At 62.0% G+C, this 16,183-nt stretch carries 12 protein-coding genes, 1 tRNA gene and 1 pseudogene; 6 read left to right on the top strand and 8 right to left on the bottom strand.

Annotated elements, in window-relative coordinates; genetic code table 11:
- Positions 1 to 468 precede the first annotated feature (468 nt).
- The gene (locus tag ACQR0W_RS13925) at positions 469 to 1,353 is read right to left on the bottom strand and encodes an N-formylglutamate amidohydrolase (protein WP_315716574.1); all 885 of its coding nucleotides are present in this window, start codon (positions 1,351 to 1,353) and stop codon (positions 469 to 471) included.
- Between the two features lie 344 nt (positions 1,354 to 1,697).
- Between ACQR0W_RS13925 and cpdR the strand changes: the two genes are divergently transcribed.
- Both cpdR and ACQR0W_RS13915 read left to right on the top strand, forming a co-directional pair.
- Positions 1,698 to 2,057: a cell cycle two-component system response regulator CpdR gene (gene cpdR / locus ACQR0W_RS13920; protein WP_006610087.1), complete on the top strand. Its 360-nt coding sequence runs from the start codon at positions 1,698 to 1,700 to the stop codon at positions 2,055 to 2,057.
- Positions 2,058 to 2,174: 117 nt separating this feature from the next.
- Positions 2,175 to 2,249, top strand: a tRNA-Val gene (locus ACQR0W_RS13915).
- Between the two features lie 161 nt (positions 2,250 to 2,410).
- Here ACQR0W_RS13915 and ACQR0W_RS13910 read toward each other — a convergent pair.
- The 4 genes and pseudogenes from ACQR0W_RS13910 to traA all read right to left on the bottom strand — a co-directional run.
- Positions 2,411 to 3,301, bottom strand: a pseudogene (locus ACQR0W_RS13910) (tyrosine-type recombinase/integrase); the annotation flags it as partial.
- Between the two features lie 170 nt (positions 3,302 to 3,471).
- Positions 3,472 to 3,657 carry a hypothetical protein gene (locus ACQR0W_RS13905; RefSeq protein WP_434840707.1) on the bottom strand — a complete coding sequence of 62 codons (186 nt, stop codon included), beginning with the start codon at positions 3,655 to 3,657 and terminating at the stop codon, positions 3,472 to 3,474.
- Positions 3,658 to 3,844: 187 nt separating this feature from the next.
- Positions 3,845 to 4,060 (bottom strand): helix-turn-helix transcriptional regulator, encoded by a 216-nt coding sequence (locus ACQR0W_RS13900; protein ID WP_434840706.1) that lies wholly within the window; start codon positions 4,058 to 4,060, stop codon positions 3,845 to 3,847.
- 126 nt (positions 4,061 to 4,186) lie between these two features.
- Positions 4,187 to 7,198 (bottom strand): Ti-type conjugative transfer relaxase TraA, encoded by a 3,012-nt coding sequence (gene traA, locus ACQR0W_RS13895; RefSeq protein ID WP_434840705.1) that lies wholly within the window; start codon positions 7,196 to 7,198, stop codon positions 4,187 to 4,189.
- 171 nt (positions 7,199 to 7,369) lie between these two features.
- Between traA and ACQR0W_RS13890 the strand changes: the two genes are divergently transcribed.
- Positions 7,370 to 7,696: a conjugal transfer protein TraD gene (locus ACQR0W_RS13890; RefSeq protein ID WP_315753301.1), complete on the top strand. Its 327-nt coding sequence runs from the start codon at positions 7,370 to 7,372 to the stop codon at positions 7,694 to 7,696.
- A gap of 1 nt (position 7,697) precedes the next feature.
- A complete protein-coding gene (locus ACQR0W_RS13885) occupies positions 7,698 to 7,970 on the top strand; it encodes a conjugal transfer protein TraD (protein ID WP_434840704.1) in 273 nt (90 codons plus the stop codon).
- Between the two features lie 180 nt (positions 7,971 to 8,150).
- Here the strand turns inward: ACQR0W_RS13885 and ACQR0W_RS13880 are convergent, their stop codons facing one another.
- From ACQR0W_RS13880 to ACQR0W_RS13870, 3 genes are all read right to left on the bottom strand, one after another.
- Positions 8,151 to 9,284, bottom strand: a complete 1,134-nt coding sequence (locus ACQR0W_RS13880; RefSeq protein ID WP_434840703.1) for an acyltransferase family protein — start codon at positions 9,282 to 9,284, stop codon at positions 8,151 to 8,153.
- Between the two features lie 995 nt (positions 9,285 to 10,279).
- Positions 10,280 to 10,444 (bottom strand): Flp family type IVb pilin, encoded by a 165-nt coding sequence (locus ACQR0W_RS13875; RefSeq protein WP_315753307.1) that lies wholly within the window; start codon positions 10,442 to 10,444, stop codon positions 10,280 to 10,282.
- Between the two features lie 225 nt (positions 10,445 to 10,669).
- Positions 10,670 to 11,854: a phosphatase PAP2 family protein gene (locus tag ACQR0W_RS13870; RefSeq protein ID WP_434840702.1), complete on the bottom strand. Its 1,185-nt coding sequence runs from the start codon at positions 11,852 to 11,854 to the stop codon at positions 10,670 to 10,672.
- Positions 11,855 to 12,548: 694 nt separating this feature from the next.
- On the opposite strand from ACQR0W_RS13870, the gene ACQR0W_RS13865 reads away from it, so the two are divergent.
- Positions 12,549 to 14,675 (top strand): type I secretion system permease/ATPase, encoded by a 2,127-nt coding sequence (locus ACQR0W_RS13865; RefSeq protein WP_434840701.1) that lies wholly within the window; start codon positions 12,549 to 12,551, stop codon positions 14,673 to 14,675.
- Positions 14,662 to 16,116, top strand: a complete 1,455-nt coding sequence (locus ACQR0W_RS13860; protein ID WP_434840700.1) for an HlyD family type I secretion periplasmic adaptor subunit — start codon at positions 14,662 to 14,664, stop codon at positions 16,114 to 16,116. The genes ACQR0W_RS13865 and ACQR0W_RS13860 overlap by 14 nt, the downstream gene beginning before the upstream one ends.
- The last annotated feature ends 67 nt before the right edge of the window (positions 16,117 to 16,183 follow it).

Raw genomic sequence — 16,183 nt, 5'->3', positions numbered from 1 at the left:
TGGCAATAAGCCGGTTATGCCTAGCTCAAAGCGGTCGGGGGCGCATCCGGATATGGAACACCAGCGTGGCATCATGGATACCGTTTGGTGTCCGGCCGCGCTGGCCGGCCGCGCTGGCCGGGCGCGGTTGAGCCGTCGTGGGCCCCTGATGTGAAACTGAAAGCGAAACCGGCGTCCCTCTCCGATCGTTTGGAATCTCCAATCAAGCCATTGACTTCTATGATGAAAAGAAGAGCTGTTTCGCGCTGAACGCAACCCGGCCTATGTTTTTTTGCATGGAGAAAGGCGGAAAAACTCTTGCGCTTTGTGCAGCGCGATTGCATATTGTTGCGGTGCGGTAGCGCTTCGCGTTATCGCTGCCCTCCTTGGGCGTTTCCTCCCTAGACTTGGGCCGCTTGTCATTCAAGCGGCCCTTTTTTTTGCGCCGACGCCACCGGCCGAAATCGCTCGGACCGAACGCGCAGTCCTCTATTCCGCCGCCGCCTGGAACGGCCCGAGGTCGCCGAGCGGCACCGTCGCCAGCACCTCGGCGAGCACGGCGAGATCGGAGGCGACCTGGGCGAAGCGCGGTCCGCGCTCCCTGCGGCGCTCGTCCATGTAGATCGCGCGGTTGAGCTCGATCTGGATCGCATGCAAGCCCGTGGCCGGATTGCCGTAATGCTCGGTGATGAAGCCGCCGGCATAGGGCTTGTTGCGGCCGACCGAATAGCCGAGCCGGCCGAGCACGTCCTCGACCAGGTCCGGCAGCAGCGACGCGCAGCTCGTGCCGTAGCGGTCGCCGATCACCATGTCGGGCCGGCGCGGCTCGTCGCGCGAGACGCCGACCGACGGCATCGAATGGCAGTCGACCAGCACCACGGTGCCGAACTGCTGGTGCACGCGGTTGATCAGCCGGCGCAGCGCGCGGTGATACGGCTTGTACAGCGTCTCGATCCGGTGCAGCGCCTCGTCGACGCTCAGCCGGTCGCGATAGATCTCCTGGCCGTCGCCGACCACGCGCGGGATCGTGCCGAGGCCGCCGGCCACCCGCATCGAGCGGGTGTTGGCAAAGCTCGGCAGCCGCCCGGTGAACATCCGCGGATCGAGCTCATAGGGCTCGCGATTGACGTCGACATAGCAGCGCGGGAAATGCACGCGAACGACCGGAAAGCCGCGCAACAGGAGATCGGCGATCAATTCGTCCATGAACGAATCTTCGGAGCGCCGCAGCGCCGGCAGATCGATTCGCGACGCCCTTAGGAAATCGTCGGGGTAGGCCGATCCGGAGTGAGGGGAATTGAAGATGATGGGCGCACGCCATTCGGTCGGCTCCATGATCTCGAACGGCGGCAATTCGCCATCAAAGTCCGTCATCTCTGGGCGCCGTCCCCTTGGTCACGTGCGTCGATGTCACGTCCGTTGATGCGCCGGTATCCTCCGGCCGATTCGTTCTGGACAACGCAGGCACTGCTCTTGCCAACGCGCATCTTCGATAATCCGAGCCGGTCTGCCAAGCGAAAAGCAATGAAAAAGTTCATCTCGCGTTTGGAACAACTCTGAGCTGGCGTGCTGCTTCGGTCGAAGACCGCACCTTCAGCCCTCAAAATGCCTTGCCGATGTCGGATCAAAAGGCGCAATCTTTCACCCGAAATTTACCGCCCGTCAGGCTTAGTGGCGGCAACGCTCCGCCTCTCACCCGGACCAGACAACCCCTCGCCATGCACAAAATCCTGCTCGCCGAAGACGACAACGACATGCGCCGCTTCCTGGTCAAGGCATTGGAAAATGCCGGGTTCCAGGTCTCGCCCCACGACAACGGCATGTCGGCTTACCAGCGGCTGCGCGAGGAGCCGTTCGAGATGCTCTTGACCGACATCGTGATGCCGGAGATGGACGGCATCGAGCTGGCGCGCCGCGCCTCCGAGCTCGACCCGGACATCAAGATCATGTTCATCACCGGCTTCGCCGCGGTCGCCTTGAACTCCGATTCGGAGGCGCCCAAGAATGCCAAGGTGCTGTCCAAGCCGGTGCACCTGCGCGAACTCGTCAGCGAGGTCAACAAGATGCTGGCGGCCTGAGCCGCCAGGGACAGACCTCCGGAACTGGCGGATTATTCCCAATTTCGGCATTTTGCGTCCTTGCCTGCCTGCGTGGGAGCCGATATAGGGACGCCCACCCGAACGGATATTGGATTAGGGCACGTAGCTCAGCGGGAGAGCACTACCTTGACATGGTAGGGGTCACAGGTTCGATCCCTGTCGTGCCCACCACCCATCCGGACGTCTGCTGATTTCATTGAGCTTTTTGTTCGATTTCCCGCACCTAGCTTGTCGGTGAGGGAATAGACGTTCGCTCTATGATCCACGGAGCCGATTATTCGCTCGAGCTTGGCGACGCCGCCATACGCCAATTTCTTGCGATTGGCGTTCCGCGTGTAATGGCTTGCCATCCGACGATCGGTCCAACCGAAGATCGCATCCAGCTCGGCTTCCGTTGCTCCGTTTTCAGCGGCGACAGTTGCAGCCGCCTTGCGCAGGCCGTGCGCTGATCGGTTCGCCAACCCAGCTGCGATGCATTTCTCCTTGAACAGGTTGCCTAAGCTCTCCTTGGTCATCGGCTTGCCCTGCCGGGTCGCGATATAGGTCTCGGTTCCGACCGGACCTGCCTCCAACGTCCGGCGCAGGACATCGAGCATCGGGAAGGTGACCTCAATGGTCTCGCTCCCCTTTTCGAGGCGCTTCGTGATGATCGGAACGGAAATCTGCTCGAGTTTTCCGTCAGGCCCGATCCGCTCTTGCATCTGTTCGGTCACGTCGGCAGGGCCGAATGATGCTGCGTCACCCCGCCGAAAGCCGGTGAAGAGGTAGACGTCGATCATGACGCGCTCTCGCGTGCCGAGCGGCCAGCGCTTGTAGTAACGCCGAACGTCGGCATCAGACCAGGTGACGAAGCCTTCTGTCTTTGCCGGCTTGGGTGTCTTGATTCCTTCGGTGGGATCTGCCGGCACAATCTTTTGCGCGACAGCCCACGCGAACATCCGTCTCATGGTGGTGAGGAAATGCCGGGCCGCGGAGGGGTTTTGAGCGCGACGCCCAAGCCCGTCCAGGATGTGCTGCTTCTGGATTGCGGCTGCTCTTTTGTTGCCGTTGGCCTCCAGAACATGAATCATCAGGCTGTTGCGCTGCTTGTGCGTGCTCGCCTTCATCTCGCGCCAATCAGGCGCCTTTGCCTTGTATTCTTCCCATAGCCATTTGAGGCTACCATCAAAGACCTTCGCCCTGGCCTCGCTGGGATCGATTGCGAGGCGTGGCCGATTGAACATGTCGGCTAGAGCGATGTCGTAGTTGCGGTTGAATTCTATGGACCCGTACTCGCCGCGAATGCGAGTGCGTTTGCCGCCGACGTCCTTGTTGCGAACGTACCAGACCGTCCTGCCGTGACGGTTGATTTCCTTGTGAAGGTAGGGCTTGCGAGGACGGGGCATGAAGCGAATCAAAGCACGAAATGCTCTTCGGGCTCAACCGTCTCATCGATGCCCCGCTCTTCCTTGTATTTGACCAGGTCGACGATGATCGTGCCGTCCGGCTTAATTCGTATGGATGAAACACCGGCCGCTTTTGCGGCGCGGATCGCTCGTGCCACTTCGCCTTGGGTAAATCGAGCGGGGCGCCGGCTCATGGAACGCCTTCGGTTGACATCGCGCTCTGCCGCAAGCGCATTTCCAATGTAGCTTGGTCCGAACTCGTCGTCTGCATCTCGCGGGACCGTCCCTGAAGCGGGATGCCGTGGCGTAGAAAAGGATGGGGTCGGATAGTTCAGGAGAGCGCCTCCAGAAACGTCGTCCCTGATCGTTGTGCCATAGAGCTTACAATATTTCATCGAGGTCGCGCCGCGGACGCCATCTTACGGGATCCGCGATCCACCGGTTGATGTCGGATTCATGCCAACCAGTTCCGTTGCTGCTGATCTTGAGTGGGGTAGGGAACGTACCCTCGGCGATCTTGCGGTAGATCGTGGATCGCGACAGCCCGGTCCTGCCAAGGACGGTTTTCAACCTGATGATGCGGTCTGGCTCGCGCATGGCCGTGATGCCCCTCGCTGGTCGCTTCTGACGTCCGGCGAGACCAGAGCCCGAATTGGTGCAGGCGGACAATAGAAGTTCGCGCGTTGCCAGCTGTGGCGTAGAGCCGGCGGCAAACGGGATGGGTCAAATTCCGAGGCCTCGGCCTCTGCCGAGATCGATGCCATGGACGAAGGCCAGATCCTGGCCGAGCCGGCGGCCTGATTCGAATGCGATGCCGAGCTCCTGCTTGCGGCTGGCCAGGATGGACTCCAGCTGCGGGTCGCGCTGGAGGCTTTTCGCCATGTCGCCCATTGCCAAGCGCGTGGCCTTGTGGCCGGACAAGTCGCCCGCTTGGTATAGGCGCTGGCTGGTCTGGTCGAGCTCCTGCCATCGCTCGACGAAGTGGTCGGCGCGGCGGCCCGGATCGCTGCGGAGTTCGGTTTCGAGCTGAAGCGCGCGGATGGCGCGATTGACCCGGCCGTCCGCCGCTTCGCGGGCGAGCTCCGGGTTCTTCTTGTAGGCGGCCTCGGCGTCGCGCGAGCCAAAGGGGCGCACCTCTTCGAAGGCTTCACGCGCCTTTTGCAGCTCTTTCGCCTGTTCCCTGCTCGCTCGGCCGCCCGTATCCTGTGCCGCGAAGATCGCATCTACCGCGCGGGCATGGCGAACGAGCGCTCGTGTCCGGACGCGACGAGCGTCCGCTTCGGGATCTTGCGCCACGTTGTTTGCCGGCACTTCGGCTCCGCGCCGGTTGGCTGCGGGACCGCTGCTTTCCCTTTCCGGCGTTGCCTGTTCCGGCCTCCGTCCGCTAGCCAGTCCGGCCACATCAGCCGGAGAGCGCAGGCCGCCGAAGATGTCGCGCAGCTTCTCGGGCACAATCTTGCGCACGATCTCGGCCGCACGATTGCGGAAGGTGATCCCACGCCGCTCAGCGTAGCTCTGGAGCGGATCGGCGCGCTCGTAATCCGAGGCCATGTCCTTGGCGCGGTCGCGCGACAGGGCGCGGGTGAGCCGGTCCCCATTGGCAAAATCGTCACGTCCATAGTGCAGGTCCACCTGGTCGCGGTGACGCGACAGCGCGACATAGCTGCTGTGGGCATCCATACCGGGGGTCGCCAGGACATGGACGCGGTCGACCGTCATGCCCTGCGCCTTGTGGATCGTCGCCGCATAGCCATGGTCGATCCGCTTGTAGTCCTTGAGGTCGAAGCGCACGGATCGGCCATCGTCGGTCTGCACGGTCATGGATAGCGCGTTTACTTGTTCGACAGTCCCGAGCGTGCCGTTCTTGACGCCAAGCCCACGCTCGTTCTGCAGGAACATGACGCGGTCCCCGCTGGCGAAGGTTCTCGCGCCGCGCTCCACAGTCAGACGCACCTCGTCGCCCAGATCGCCGGCGGCCCGCATCCGCTCGCGCGCTGCCTCGTTCAGCGCACGGACCTCGTTGTTGGTGTGGGTGAGGATGATCCGGCTCCGATCCGGTGCTGCCTGTCGGTCGTGGTCCCAGCGCTCGATCAGATCGCCGCGCGCCTGCTCGCGGGTTTGGGCCTCATGCACCATCCCGTTGGCTCGGTAAGCTCCGAGCGCTTGCCCCACTTTGCCGGTTGCCAGATCGCGCGTGGCGTCGCGCTGCCAGTCCTGGCGCTGACGGCGCACCTCCCCGATTTCCGCGCCGCCGTGACGCTCATGAATGGAGCGGAACGCCGCGCCCGCCTCGATAGCCTGCAATTGCTGCGGATCGCCGACCAGCACCACCTTTGCGCCAGCCTCTAGCGAATGCGACAGCACGCGCTCAAGCTGGCGCGTGCCGACCATCCCCGCCTCGTCGATCACCAGCACATCACTGGATTGGAGCAGGTCACGGCCTTGTTCCCAGCCATGCTCCAGGCTGGCAATCGTGCGCGACGCAATGCCCGATCCGCTTTCGAGGTTTTCTGCGGCAATGCCGGACAGCGCAATGCCCCGGACCTCGAAGCCGGCGGCTTCCCACGCCTCCCGTGCCACCCCCAGCATCGCGCTCTTTCCCGTCCCGGCATGGCCGACCACGACGCTGAGATCGCGTCCATCTGTGACGTGCGCCAGCGCCTCAGCCTGCTCGGACGACAGCACCAGGCCGCGCGCTTCCGCACCTGCCAAAGCGGCCTGGCGATCCGCGTCGCGCACCTGGTGGCGCTCCCGTTTTGCCATCAGTTCAGCGGCCCGGTGCAGGCGCTGCTCTGCCTCGATCATTCCGCGGGTGGTGAACCGATCCTCGCCGCGCGCATCCTTGCCGAGTTCGACCAGGCCGGGCGCTCCTTGCATTGCGCCCACCACCTCATTGAACTGGTCGAGCCCGTCGCTATGCCGGTGCGCGAACCTCGCCATATCGCGGCGCGTGAATGTCGATTGCTGCTGGGTGATGGCGTCCAGCCCTATGGTGGGGGCGGCGACAATCCGCGCGCCGTTGTTGCGCGCGATCTCGCGGTGCATCTCGGCGCGATCGGCCTCGCCGCCTTCGCCAGCGATGCCCCGAGACTCGATCCGTTTGGCGGGCGCGCCGATCTGGCTTTGCGGCTCCAGCGCGATGCCCTGGTCTTCCAGGCTGCGGTGATCAATCCGCGCGTCGATATCGAGCTCGGCTAACCGCTCATTGGCGAGCTCGGCCCAGCGTTCGCGGCAGCGCTCGACCATCTCGGTGCGGTTCCAGTCCCGCACCTTCTGGCCAAAGCCGTTCTCGTCGACCGAGCGCATGGTCAGCATGACATGAGCATGAGGTTTGGGCAGTCCGTCCTCTGCCCTGTCCCAATGCACATTCAGATCGGCGATCATGCCGAGACCGACGAACTCGCCGCGAACGAAGTCCCGGGCGAGCTCGATACCCTGCGCCTCACTCAGCTCGCGCGGAAGGGCGAACTCGACCTCACGGGCCAACTGGGCATCCTTCCGGATTTCGCGCGCTTCGACATCGTTCCAAAGCCGCTCGCGATCGCCCCATGAGGCCGGCGCGTTCTCCGGCAGCATCACTTCGGAATGAACGACGCCGCGCTTTTCGGAAAAGTCCTGATCACGGCCGAGCCGCTCGTCACGCAGCCGCGATGCCGAGCGGTAGGCCGCCGATGCCACCGCACTGCTTCCGGCCTTCCGGCCAATGACCTTGACGTGAAGATGATAGATCGCCATCGCGACCAGAGCATCTACACAGCGAAGCGTACGTCGGCACGACGTATAAGCGCGCCCTCCCTCGAAAAAATCTCGGGAGGGACTATCCCGTCTCAGCTCGTCCTGATGACCTTACAGCAATGCGCCAGTGCGCAAGCTATCATTTATCCATTGCCACTCATGGAGACGACGATGCGCAAACCTAGGAACTTTGATGCTGACCTGAAGGCACTCGACGACAAGGCGCGCAAGCTGAAAACACGCAAGGTACGCCAGCTCGGCGAGCTCGTGATCGCTACTGGAGCTGACGCGCTCAGCGCCGACGAACTCGCGGGCGCGCTGATCGTGCTGGCCGAGACGAAAGAGGCCGGAAAGAGGGAGGCATGGGCCAAGCGCGGCGTCGCGTTCTTTCAAGGACGGTCGCGGCGAGTTGCGCCAGCAACTGACCGCGACGCTGACGTTGCTCCTACGCAACCGAGCGGCGCGCACCCGGCATCAAGCCGCAAAAGCGCGACATGACATGCGCGCGTGGCAGGTCGAACGCCGTAAGCGCACCCGGCACCTCATCGAACTCGGCGGCCTCGTGATCAAAGCCGGTATCGTGGACCTGACCGGTGACGACCGTTCCACGATCTTCGGCGCGCTACTTTGGATGGCTGACAAGCTTAAAAGCGGTGAGGGCGAACGGGCACGTAAGCTTTGGGCCGCGAAGGGAAAACAAGCGTTCGCGATGGAGCCTAGGATGCCAACACGCACAATCGTTCATGTCCGACAATCGCACGTTGGCCAATAGCTGCCGCTTCGACAGCAGCCCTATTGATCAATCGGCATACAAATTGCGATTTGGTTGCCGCCTTACTCCAGCTCCGAGCCATTCGCTCTTGATAAAGCGGTCACTGTGACTTTCCAAATTGGCCACTGGCGTTGGGTAAGGCACACTAGATCGAGATCTCCGCCTTCATGATGATTGCCTTCATTGAAGCAGGACCGGACTCGCCTGCCGAGTCTCTTGCCTTCGCAGCAGAAGGGTCCGGACTAGCCGCTGAGCAGGCGCTTCAAACCAGCAATAGGTGAGGCGCGCGGTGACGAGCGTGGACAGCACGAAAGCCGCCGAGAACAGAGGATCGAGGTAGGGGATGGGCCGCTGCATAAACGAAAAAGCAAGCGCGATCGCAAGTTGAATTGGAAAGTGCAGCAGATAGCAGGAATAGGTTGTATTGCCGGCTGTCTCCACCAGGGTCTCCAGGCGCCGCGGCAAGACTATGGGCTTCGAGCAGCAGAACAACAGGATCGGCGTATAGATGAGCAGAAGCGGTGCAGTGAGCGCCTCAAGGCCCATGCCGGACATCCAAAATGCCGCGGGCATCGCGATGCTCGCACACGCAGCCAAGGCTTCCACCTTCGGCCGATGCCGAGCCCCGGCGACAGCCTGTCTTGCCATCGCGGCAAGGCCGCCAGCGTAGAAGAAAGCGAAGCATTTTGCCATCAGCGTACCGGTCGCGATCGAGATCACGATCACCGCTAGATTGAAGAGCGGGGACGGACGCACGACGCGCAGCGACAGGAAAAACGCCGCATAGACCACGATCTCGATTGAGACTGACCAGATTGGTGCGTTGAAGCTGACGCCATGCGGCGGAAGCCAGTCGCTTGCCATGAACAGCTGCTTGACGAATTGAGGGATGTCGTTTTGCTGAAAGACGAAGAAGTAGTTGTGCTGAACGAAATACATCAGCTGGAGCATCGTGACCAACAGCAACGTCGCGAGATGGAGCGGGTAAAGTCGCGCCAGCCGATAGACGAAGAAGGTCCATCCGTTGATAGTGCGGTCGGCGATGACCGCGCTATACTTCCAGAAGAAGATGAAGCCGGAGATGCACCAGAATATCTCGACCCCGATCTTGCCCTTCTCATAAAACGGGAACAGAACGCGGTAGAACGGCAGCTCGCTCCTCACGAGACCGACCGGCTCCTCGCCGACGAAGGCAAAGTGCTGATAGTGCCACAGCAGCACGGCGACAGTAGCGAGGAAGCGCAGCCCTTCCAATCCAAGGAGCTTCTGGGCCTTAGGCCATGTCGACGCTTTGGGAATGATCATCGGGGTCATCGACCTCCTGACGAGGGCGCTGGTCAATTCTAGTCCGAGCAAAGTGAAGGATTCTTTTCGCTTGGAGGCATCCCAGGCGTTCGTCGCAGGCGATCTCGGCGCCACACTAGATTGCCTTCTCCGAGGAAGGAAACGCTGATCGTCGCGGTCTACGTTAAGATCTTGCGGATCATAGGCCACGATCCCGACCCGGTGACCATTGCGCGCGGCTTCCTCTCCAGCGCCTCGACCTTGCTCTAGTGAAAGCCGCGACGACTGGGAGGTGGACACTCAAAGTCGGCCGCGAGACCGACAAAAAGGGGAGGCAACGCCGAATGAGATAGTGCGGTGCCAGATCGCCAATGGTGACAAGAACAAGAGTCGCCGCACCAAGAACTGGGGCTGCCGAGCTGCTCAATCTGACGCTCTGATCGCCAGAGGAGTCGCTCGCGAGATCGAGAATGCAGTCGCTCGCCAAGTGCAGTTCCGCGCCCCGCAACAACTGGGTATATTTTACAGCCACTCAAATCCAAATCTGGTGGGGCGCTTTCGTTGCTCGACAATGTGAGCTGCCGAGGATGACGAAGGAGCCGTCGGCTCGCGATACGATGGCGAGCAGCGGGAGCTTTGATAGCTCCCAAGCTCCCGAACCGCACGCCCTGTCGGCTACAGCTGCTTGGCACGGCGAAGCATCTCGGGCACGCCGACGGGCTCTCCCGCCAGCTGCAATTGCAGTCCGGAACGTCGCCGCCTGTCGCTTTCGGATGCGTCGACTCCATCGAGCATGGCCGACAGCGGCGATGTGAATGCGGTGCCTGGCACGTTCCAGGGCGCGGGCGGGACGACGGGATGATCGGAGACGTAGAACTCGACAGCCACAATCCTAACACCAAATGGCCGGGGACCCTCCGTCAGAAGCTTAGACCAGTATTCCGCGCCGCCGCGGCCTTGAAGCAAGAAACCCGAACGCATTGGTTCGGGCTTCCTGAGAACGCCAACGTCTGAACTGCGCAGAACTAGTTGATGGAGGAATTGATGTCGACAAACGAGGTGTTGATCTTGCTACCCAGACCGTTGACTGCTGCGATGATCGCAAGTGAAATTCCGGCGGCAATCAATCCGTACTCGATTGCAGTGGCTCCCGATTCGTCACGCAGGAACCTCATCATTTTGACCCGCATTACACCCTCTTTGCTGTTGGCCAGATCGGCGCACCTTCACGCCAGAAAAGAATCTCCGACGTCATCTTATAATAGATGAGTATTAAGAATACAGTTTTAGATAGAGTGAATATCCTTGGCGCTTATGATCTAGTGGGAGGCGCAGGTGGCTGTACGTTTTAGTGTCGGAACGGACGCGTGTACGCCATCGCGGGAAATCGCAGACCAGGGCATACAGGGCCGGTGTCAGGATTCGCTGACTTGCGCTCTGGTCATGATTTGGCACATTCCGTGCGTGAGTCGGTCGTGTGAAGCGTCGGCTCGCAATCCAGATGATCCCTGTGCCCGTCGCGAGGACAATGACATCAAGGCGATAGCAGTTCCGGTTGCGACCAGCCACACGACCGCGCCGCATGGAAGATCGATCGCATAATGTCCACCGATCGGCACGGTCGATGCGATCACGAGGGAATTCCAGATCAATGAAATCGGGAATAACCACCTGAGGTGCCGGGACGCGGATATGATCATCAACGCCAGGCAGCAATGGAACGAGGGAAACGTCACAACTCCCTGCAGGTTGGCGAATGACAGCAACGGCGAGGCCTCATTGCGGAAGTATTCCAACTTCGACAAGTGATACGTGCCCGCGCCTATCGGGAGATGCTCAAGCAAGCTGGCTGGATATCCAAAGAACGCAAAGGCACCTTTCGCTGGCCAGATCACGGAAATGCTCGCGCATGCGACAATCGTGCTGGCGAATACGAACGTCAGTATCCATAGATGATCGAAACGGCGAACGATTGCGAGCAGCACCGAAAGGCCGAAGAGCAGGGGGAAAGAGCTGTCGTACGTGACCGACAGGAGCTGGGACCAGGCGGGGTTGGCGGCTGCCCAAGCGACGACAGCAGGCAAGTCAAAGCCCGCCGCTCGATCCCATCTTGCAAGATCTGCATCGATGAATGTGGCGTTATTCCGAAGCCCGACAAGGCTGATGATTCCAGCCACTGCGCCCGATAATAACATTGCTAGGAGCGCTCCGCACAAGTTGCTGAGCACCGGCGATGGTCGCCAACGTCGATAGACAACGTGAACCGTGAGGAGGAAGCCCAGTATCGTCAATGCAACCAAGAGGCTGCCGAGATCAACAATGATAGCCGACCGCTGGGTCAGGAAGGCCGCGAACGAGGTCGCGACAAAGCAAATGGCCCATACGCTCGCTTCCACATATCCGGTCGTATGCGTTCCCTGAGAAGACCAGGCGAAAGCCGTGCGACCCGAAGACTGGGAATCAGGAGGGATTGAATTTCCATCCTGCGATTGCGTGCCGTTAGGTCTGTGTATCTCCCCGATCTGGGTCCTTGCGGATATCAGGAAGCGGAGGCGACGAAAGAATGCGGGCAATAGGGTGTCTGTGGCGGGCTCCAACATGGATGTCCGCTCCCGTGTCAGTCTGTTTCAGATTATTTCGGTCGGTACCTACATACGCAAAAACCGTGAGCCCGAGCAATCTCAACGTGTATTTTAACATGATACCGTGCTGAGATGCTTAACAGATCTCTAGCGCATCGCGAGATGTGCCTTTGGAATCGGTCTGGGATTGCGCTGTCCAAAAGCTACTGGCCATGAGCCTATGATCGCCTGACATCGCAGCTTTGGTGTCAACGGGGGTCCTTATGTAGGCTTGCTCGTTGCGCGGCGATGTTTTGAGTGCGGATTTCACCTTGCTGTCAAAATTGTCAGTTGTTCGGGCGGCCGGATGTTTATCGCCTCGACAATTCGGAATTCACCAGTTCTCGAAGATCACGCAGATGCTTATGATTCGCAGGGATTGTGTCGTTCTTTGTTTGTGGTGGGGAACATCAGGCGCGCGGGAGTTCAGGCGTTTGCCGTGAGGGAGCTAGCCGAGTAAGTCAAGAACCTTCGTTCCTCAGCCGTCCGGGGCGTTGCGAGGTGCTGTCGGGTTAGTCCAGCAGACGCGCGAAGCCTGCACCCAGTGCATGCAGTGCGTGTAACGCGCGATCCCTCGCAGGTAAAAAATATCCTCGGCAGGAACGTGACAGATCTTGTCCAATCGTTTCTTGTGGTACATTATTCCTGCACGACTTAGGGTAGTGCAGGGGCAATGGAAGCGGGGCAGAGGGATACGGGGCTTGACTGCCTGACATTACTGCTGCGTTTCCATCAGGTCGCTATCGATCCGGCGCAGATTGCACATCAGCTTGCAGGAGAGCCGGTCGGCGTGACCGAGATGCTTCGCTGCGCCAAGCAGCTGAAGCTGAAGGCGCGTGCGGTCAGGCAGAGCTGGGACGGGCTTCGCAAGCTGCCGCTGCCGGCCATCGTGGCGCGGTCGGATGGCTCGTTCGTGATCCTTGGACAGGTCACGGCGGAGGCGGCGCTGATCCAGGATCCCTCGGTGAATCGGCCGCATAGTCTCAAGCGCGCCGAGTTCGAGGCTAACTGGACCGGCACGGTGGTGCTGATGGCGCGCCGTGCCTCGCTGTCCGATCTGGCGCGGCGCTTCGACATCACCTGGTTTCTTCAGGCGATGCAGAAATATCGCCGGCTGCTCGGCGAGGTGCTGCTGGCCTCGTTCTTCCTGCAGCTGTTCGGCCTGGTCACGCCGCTGTTCTTCCAGGTCGTCACCGACAAGGTGCTGACCCATCGCGGCTACACCACGCTCGACGTCCTGGTGTTCGGCCTCGTGACCGTCACCATCTTCGAAACCGTGCTCGGCGGGCTTCGAACCTATGTGTTCTCGCACACCACCAACCGCATCGACGTCGAGCTCGGTGCGCGGCTGTTCCGGCATCTGATCGCACTGCCGATCGCCTATTTCGAGGCGCGGCGCGCTGGCGATTCGGTGGCGCGGGTGCGCGAGCTCGAGAACATCAGGAACTTCATCACCAGCTCGGCCCTGACCTTGGTGATCGATCTCGCCTTCACCTTCGTGTTCCTCGGCGTGATGTTCTACTACTCGCCGTTCCTCTCCTGGATCGTGGTCGGCTCGTTCCCGTTCTACATCGCGCTATCGGCCGGCGTGACGCCGCTGTTCCGCAAGCGGCTCGACGTCAAGTTCAACCGCGGCGCCGAGAACCAGGCCTTCCTGGTCGAGAGCGTCACCGCGATCCAGACCCTGAAGGCGATGGCGATCGAGCCGCAGATGCAGCGGCGCTGGGAGGAGCAGCTCGCCGGTTACGTCGGCGCCAGCTTCGACGTGCTGTCGCTCGGCAACTGGGCGAGCCAGTCGGTGCAGTTCATCAGCAAGATCGTGACCGCGCTGACCCTGTATTTCGGCGCCCATCTGGTGATCGAGGGCAATCTGAGCGTCGGCGAGCTCATCGCCTTCAACATGCTGGCCGGACGGGTGGCGCAGCCGGTGCTGCGGCTGGCGCAGCTGTGGCAGGATTTCCACCAGGCGCGGCTGTCGGTGGCGCGGCTCGGCGACATCCTCAACACCACGCCGGAGCCGGCCTTCAACCCCGGCCGTGCGGCGCTGCCGCCAGTGCGCGGCGAGGTGGTGTTCGATCACGTCCATTTCCGCTACCGCGTCGATGGTCCGCTTGCGCTGCATGACGTCAGCCTGAAGGTGCCGGTCGGCCAGGTGGTCGGGATTGTCGGGCCCTCCGGCTCCGGCAAGTCGACACTTACAAAACTGATCCAGCGGCTCTATGTGCCGGAGGGCGGCCGAATCCTGATCGACGGCGTCGATCTCACCGTCGCCGACGTCACCTGGCTGCGGCGGCAGATCGGCGCGGTGCTGCAGGAGAACGTGCTGTTCAACCGCTCGATCCGCGACAACATCGCGCTCGCCGATCCCGGCATGGCGATGGAGCGGGTGATCCAGGCGGCCGAGCTCGCCGGCGCCCATGAGTTCATCCTCGGCCTGCCGGACGGCTACGACACGGTGGTCGGCGAGCGCGGCGCGAGCCTGTCCGGCGGCCAGCGCCAGCGCATCGCGATTGCCCGCGCGCTGGTCACCAATCCGCGCATTCTCATCTTCGATGAGGCCACCTCAGCGCTCGACTATGAGAGCGAGAACATCATCCAGCGCAACATGCGCAAGATCTGCGCCGGGCGCACCGTCTTCATCATCGCGCACCGGCTGTCGGCGGTGCGCAATGCCGACCGCATCATCACCATCGAGAGCGGCCGTCTGGTCGAGGACGGCACCCATGACGAACTGATCAAGCGCGCCGGCCGCTATGCGACCCTGCACCAGATCCAGGCGGGGCTCCATGTCGTCGGCTGAGGCGCACAAGCAGGACAACGCGCCGATCTCGCTGGATGCACGGCGTCGGCGCCGCAATGACGCGCGCGAGTTCCTGCCGGCGGCGCTGGAGATCGTCGAGACGCCGGCCTCGCCCGCGGGCCGTGTCATCGCCGGCAGCATCATGCTGTTCTTCGCGATCGCGATCGGATGGTCGATCGTCGGACATGTCGACATCATCGCCTCGGCACAGGGCAAGATCGTGCCGACCGGCCGCACCAAGACGATCCAGCCGCTGGAGGCCGGCGTGGTCGCCGCGATCCATGTTCAGGACGGCGACAAGGTGTGTGCCGGCGACGTGCTGGTCGAGCTCGACCGGACCGTGACGGAGGCCGAGCGCCGCCGCGTCGCGCAGGGCCTGATGCAGGCGAGGCTTGACGTCGCCCGGCTAGGCGTGCTGCGCGACAGCTTTGCGGATCTGGCCGCGCTGCGGCCGCTCAGCGTGCCCGAAGGCGCCGCGCCCACCGACGTTGCGCGCACCCGCGCCGCAATGCAGGCCCAGGCCGCTGAGCAGCTGTCGAAGCTTGCGTCCAACCTGCAGCAGATCGCGCAGAAGCGCGCCGAGGCGCAGTCGATCGAGGCCGCGATCGCCAAGATCGACGCCACCCTGCCGTTCCTGCAGGAGACCGCCGAAATCCGCCGCAACGCCAAGGAGATCCAGTACGGCAACCAGATCGCCTATATCGACGCGCAGTCGCGGCTGATCGACCAGCAGAGCGAGCGCATCGTGCAGACGCGGCGCCTCGTCGAGATCGAGGCTGCGCGGCTCGCGCTGGAGCAGCAGCTGGCGCAGACACGCTCCGGCTTCGAGCGCCAGGTGCTGTCGGATCTCACTGACGCCGAGAAGAAGGCCGATGAGCTGACCCAGGACCTCGTCAAGGCCGAGCGCAAGATCGCCGAGCAGGTGCTGCGCGCCCCGATCGACGGCACCGTGCAGCAGCTCGCGCTGCACACCGTAGGCGGCGTCGTCACACCAGCGCAACAGCTGATGCTCATTGTTCCGGCGGACAGCCAGCTCGAAGCCGAAGCCATGATCTCCAACCGCGACATCGGCTTCGTCAATGTCGGCCAGGCAGCCGAGATCAAGATCGACACCTTCAACTTCACCCGCTACGGCCTCGTCCACGGCAAGGTGCTGAGTGTGTCCCAGGACTCAATCCTGCGCGAGAAGCCCGCCGACAAGCAAGCTGGCGCCAAGCCCGCCGGTGCGCTGGCCGAGACCAGCGAGCCGGCAGGCCAGGAGTTCATCTACTCCGCGCGGGTGTCACTGGACGAGAAGCAGATGCAGGTCGAGGATAAGATGGTGGCGCTGGCGCCGGGCATGGCGGTGACGGTTGAGATCAAGACGGGGACGCGGCGCATCATCGAATACGTGATGTCGCCGCTGTTGAGATACAGGCAGGAGAGCTTGAGGGAGAGATAGAGTCAAGAGAATAGGCAAGTCAGCAAGTATACGGAAAAACGAACGCTCTGTTCGCTAAATCTCGGCT

It is taken from the genome of Bradyrhizobium sp. HKCCYLRH1034 (assembly GCF_051168375.1).
Classification (GTDB): Bacteria; Pseudomonadota; Alphaproteobacteria; order Rhizobiales; family Xanthobacteraceae; genus Bradyrhizobium.
This window is presented reverse-complemented; position numbering and strand designations above follow the sequence as displayed.

Excerpts from the sequence above, each read along its gene's own strand:
- ACQR0W_RS13860 (WP_434840700.1), top strand. The coding sequence starts at position 14,662 with ATGTCGTCGGCTGAGGCGCACAAGCAGGACAACGCGCCGATCTCGCTG.
- ACQR0W_RS13900 (WP_434840706.1), bottom strand. The coding sequence starts at position 4,060 with ATGCGCGAGCCAGACCGCATCATCAGGTTGAAAACCGTCCTTGGCAGG.
- ACQR0W_RS13880 (WP_434840703.1), bottom strand. The coding sequence starts at position 9,284 with ATGACCCCGATGATCATTCCCAAAGCGTCGACATGGCCTAAGGCCCAG.
- ACQR0W_RS13890 (WP_315753301.1), top strand. The coding sequence starts at position 7,370 with ATGCGCAAACCTAGGAACTTTGATGCTGACCTGAAGGCACTCGACGAC.
- traA (WP_434840705.1), bottom strand. The coding sequence starts at position 7,198 with ATGGCGATCTATCATCTTCACGTCAAGGTCATTGGCCGGAAGGCCGGA.
- cpdR (WP_006610087.1), top strand. The coding sequence starts at position 1,698 with ATGCACAAAATCCTGCTCGCCGAAGACGACAACGACATGCGCCGCTTC.
- ACQR0W_RS13875 (WP_315753307.1), bottom strand. The coding sequence starts at position 10,444 with ATGCGGGTCAAAATGATGAGGTTCCTGCGTGACGAATCGGGAGCCACT.
- ACQR0W_RS13870 (WP_434840702.1), bottom strand. The coding sequence starts at position 11,854 with ATGTTGGAGCCCGCCACAGACACCCTATTGCCCGCATTCTTTCGTCGC.
- ACQR0W_RS13865 (WP_434840701.1), top strand. The coding sequence starts at position 12,549 with ATGGAAGCGGGGCAGAGGGATACGGGGCTTGACTGCCTGACATTACTG.
- ACQR0W_RS13905 (WP_434840707.1), bottom strand. The coding sequence starts at position 3,657 with ATGAGCCGGCGCCCCGCTCGATTTACCCAAGGCGAAGTGGCACGAGCG.
- ACQR0W_RS13925 (WP_315716574.1), bottom strand. The coding sequence starts at position 1,353 with ATGACGGACTTTGATGGCGAATTGCCGCCGTTCGAGATCATGGAGCCG.
- ACQR0W_RS13885 (WP_434840704.1), top strand. The coding sequence starts at position 7,698 with ATGCGCGCGTGGCAGGTCGAACGCCGTAAGCGCACCCGGCACCTCATC.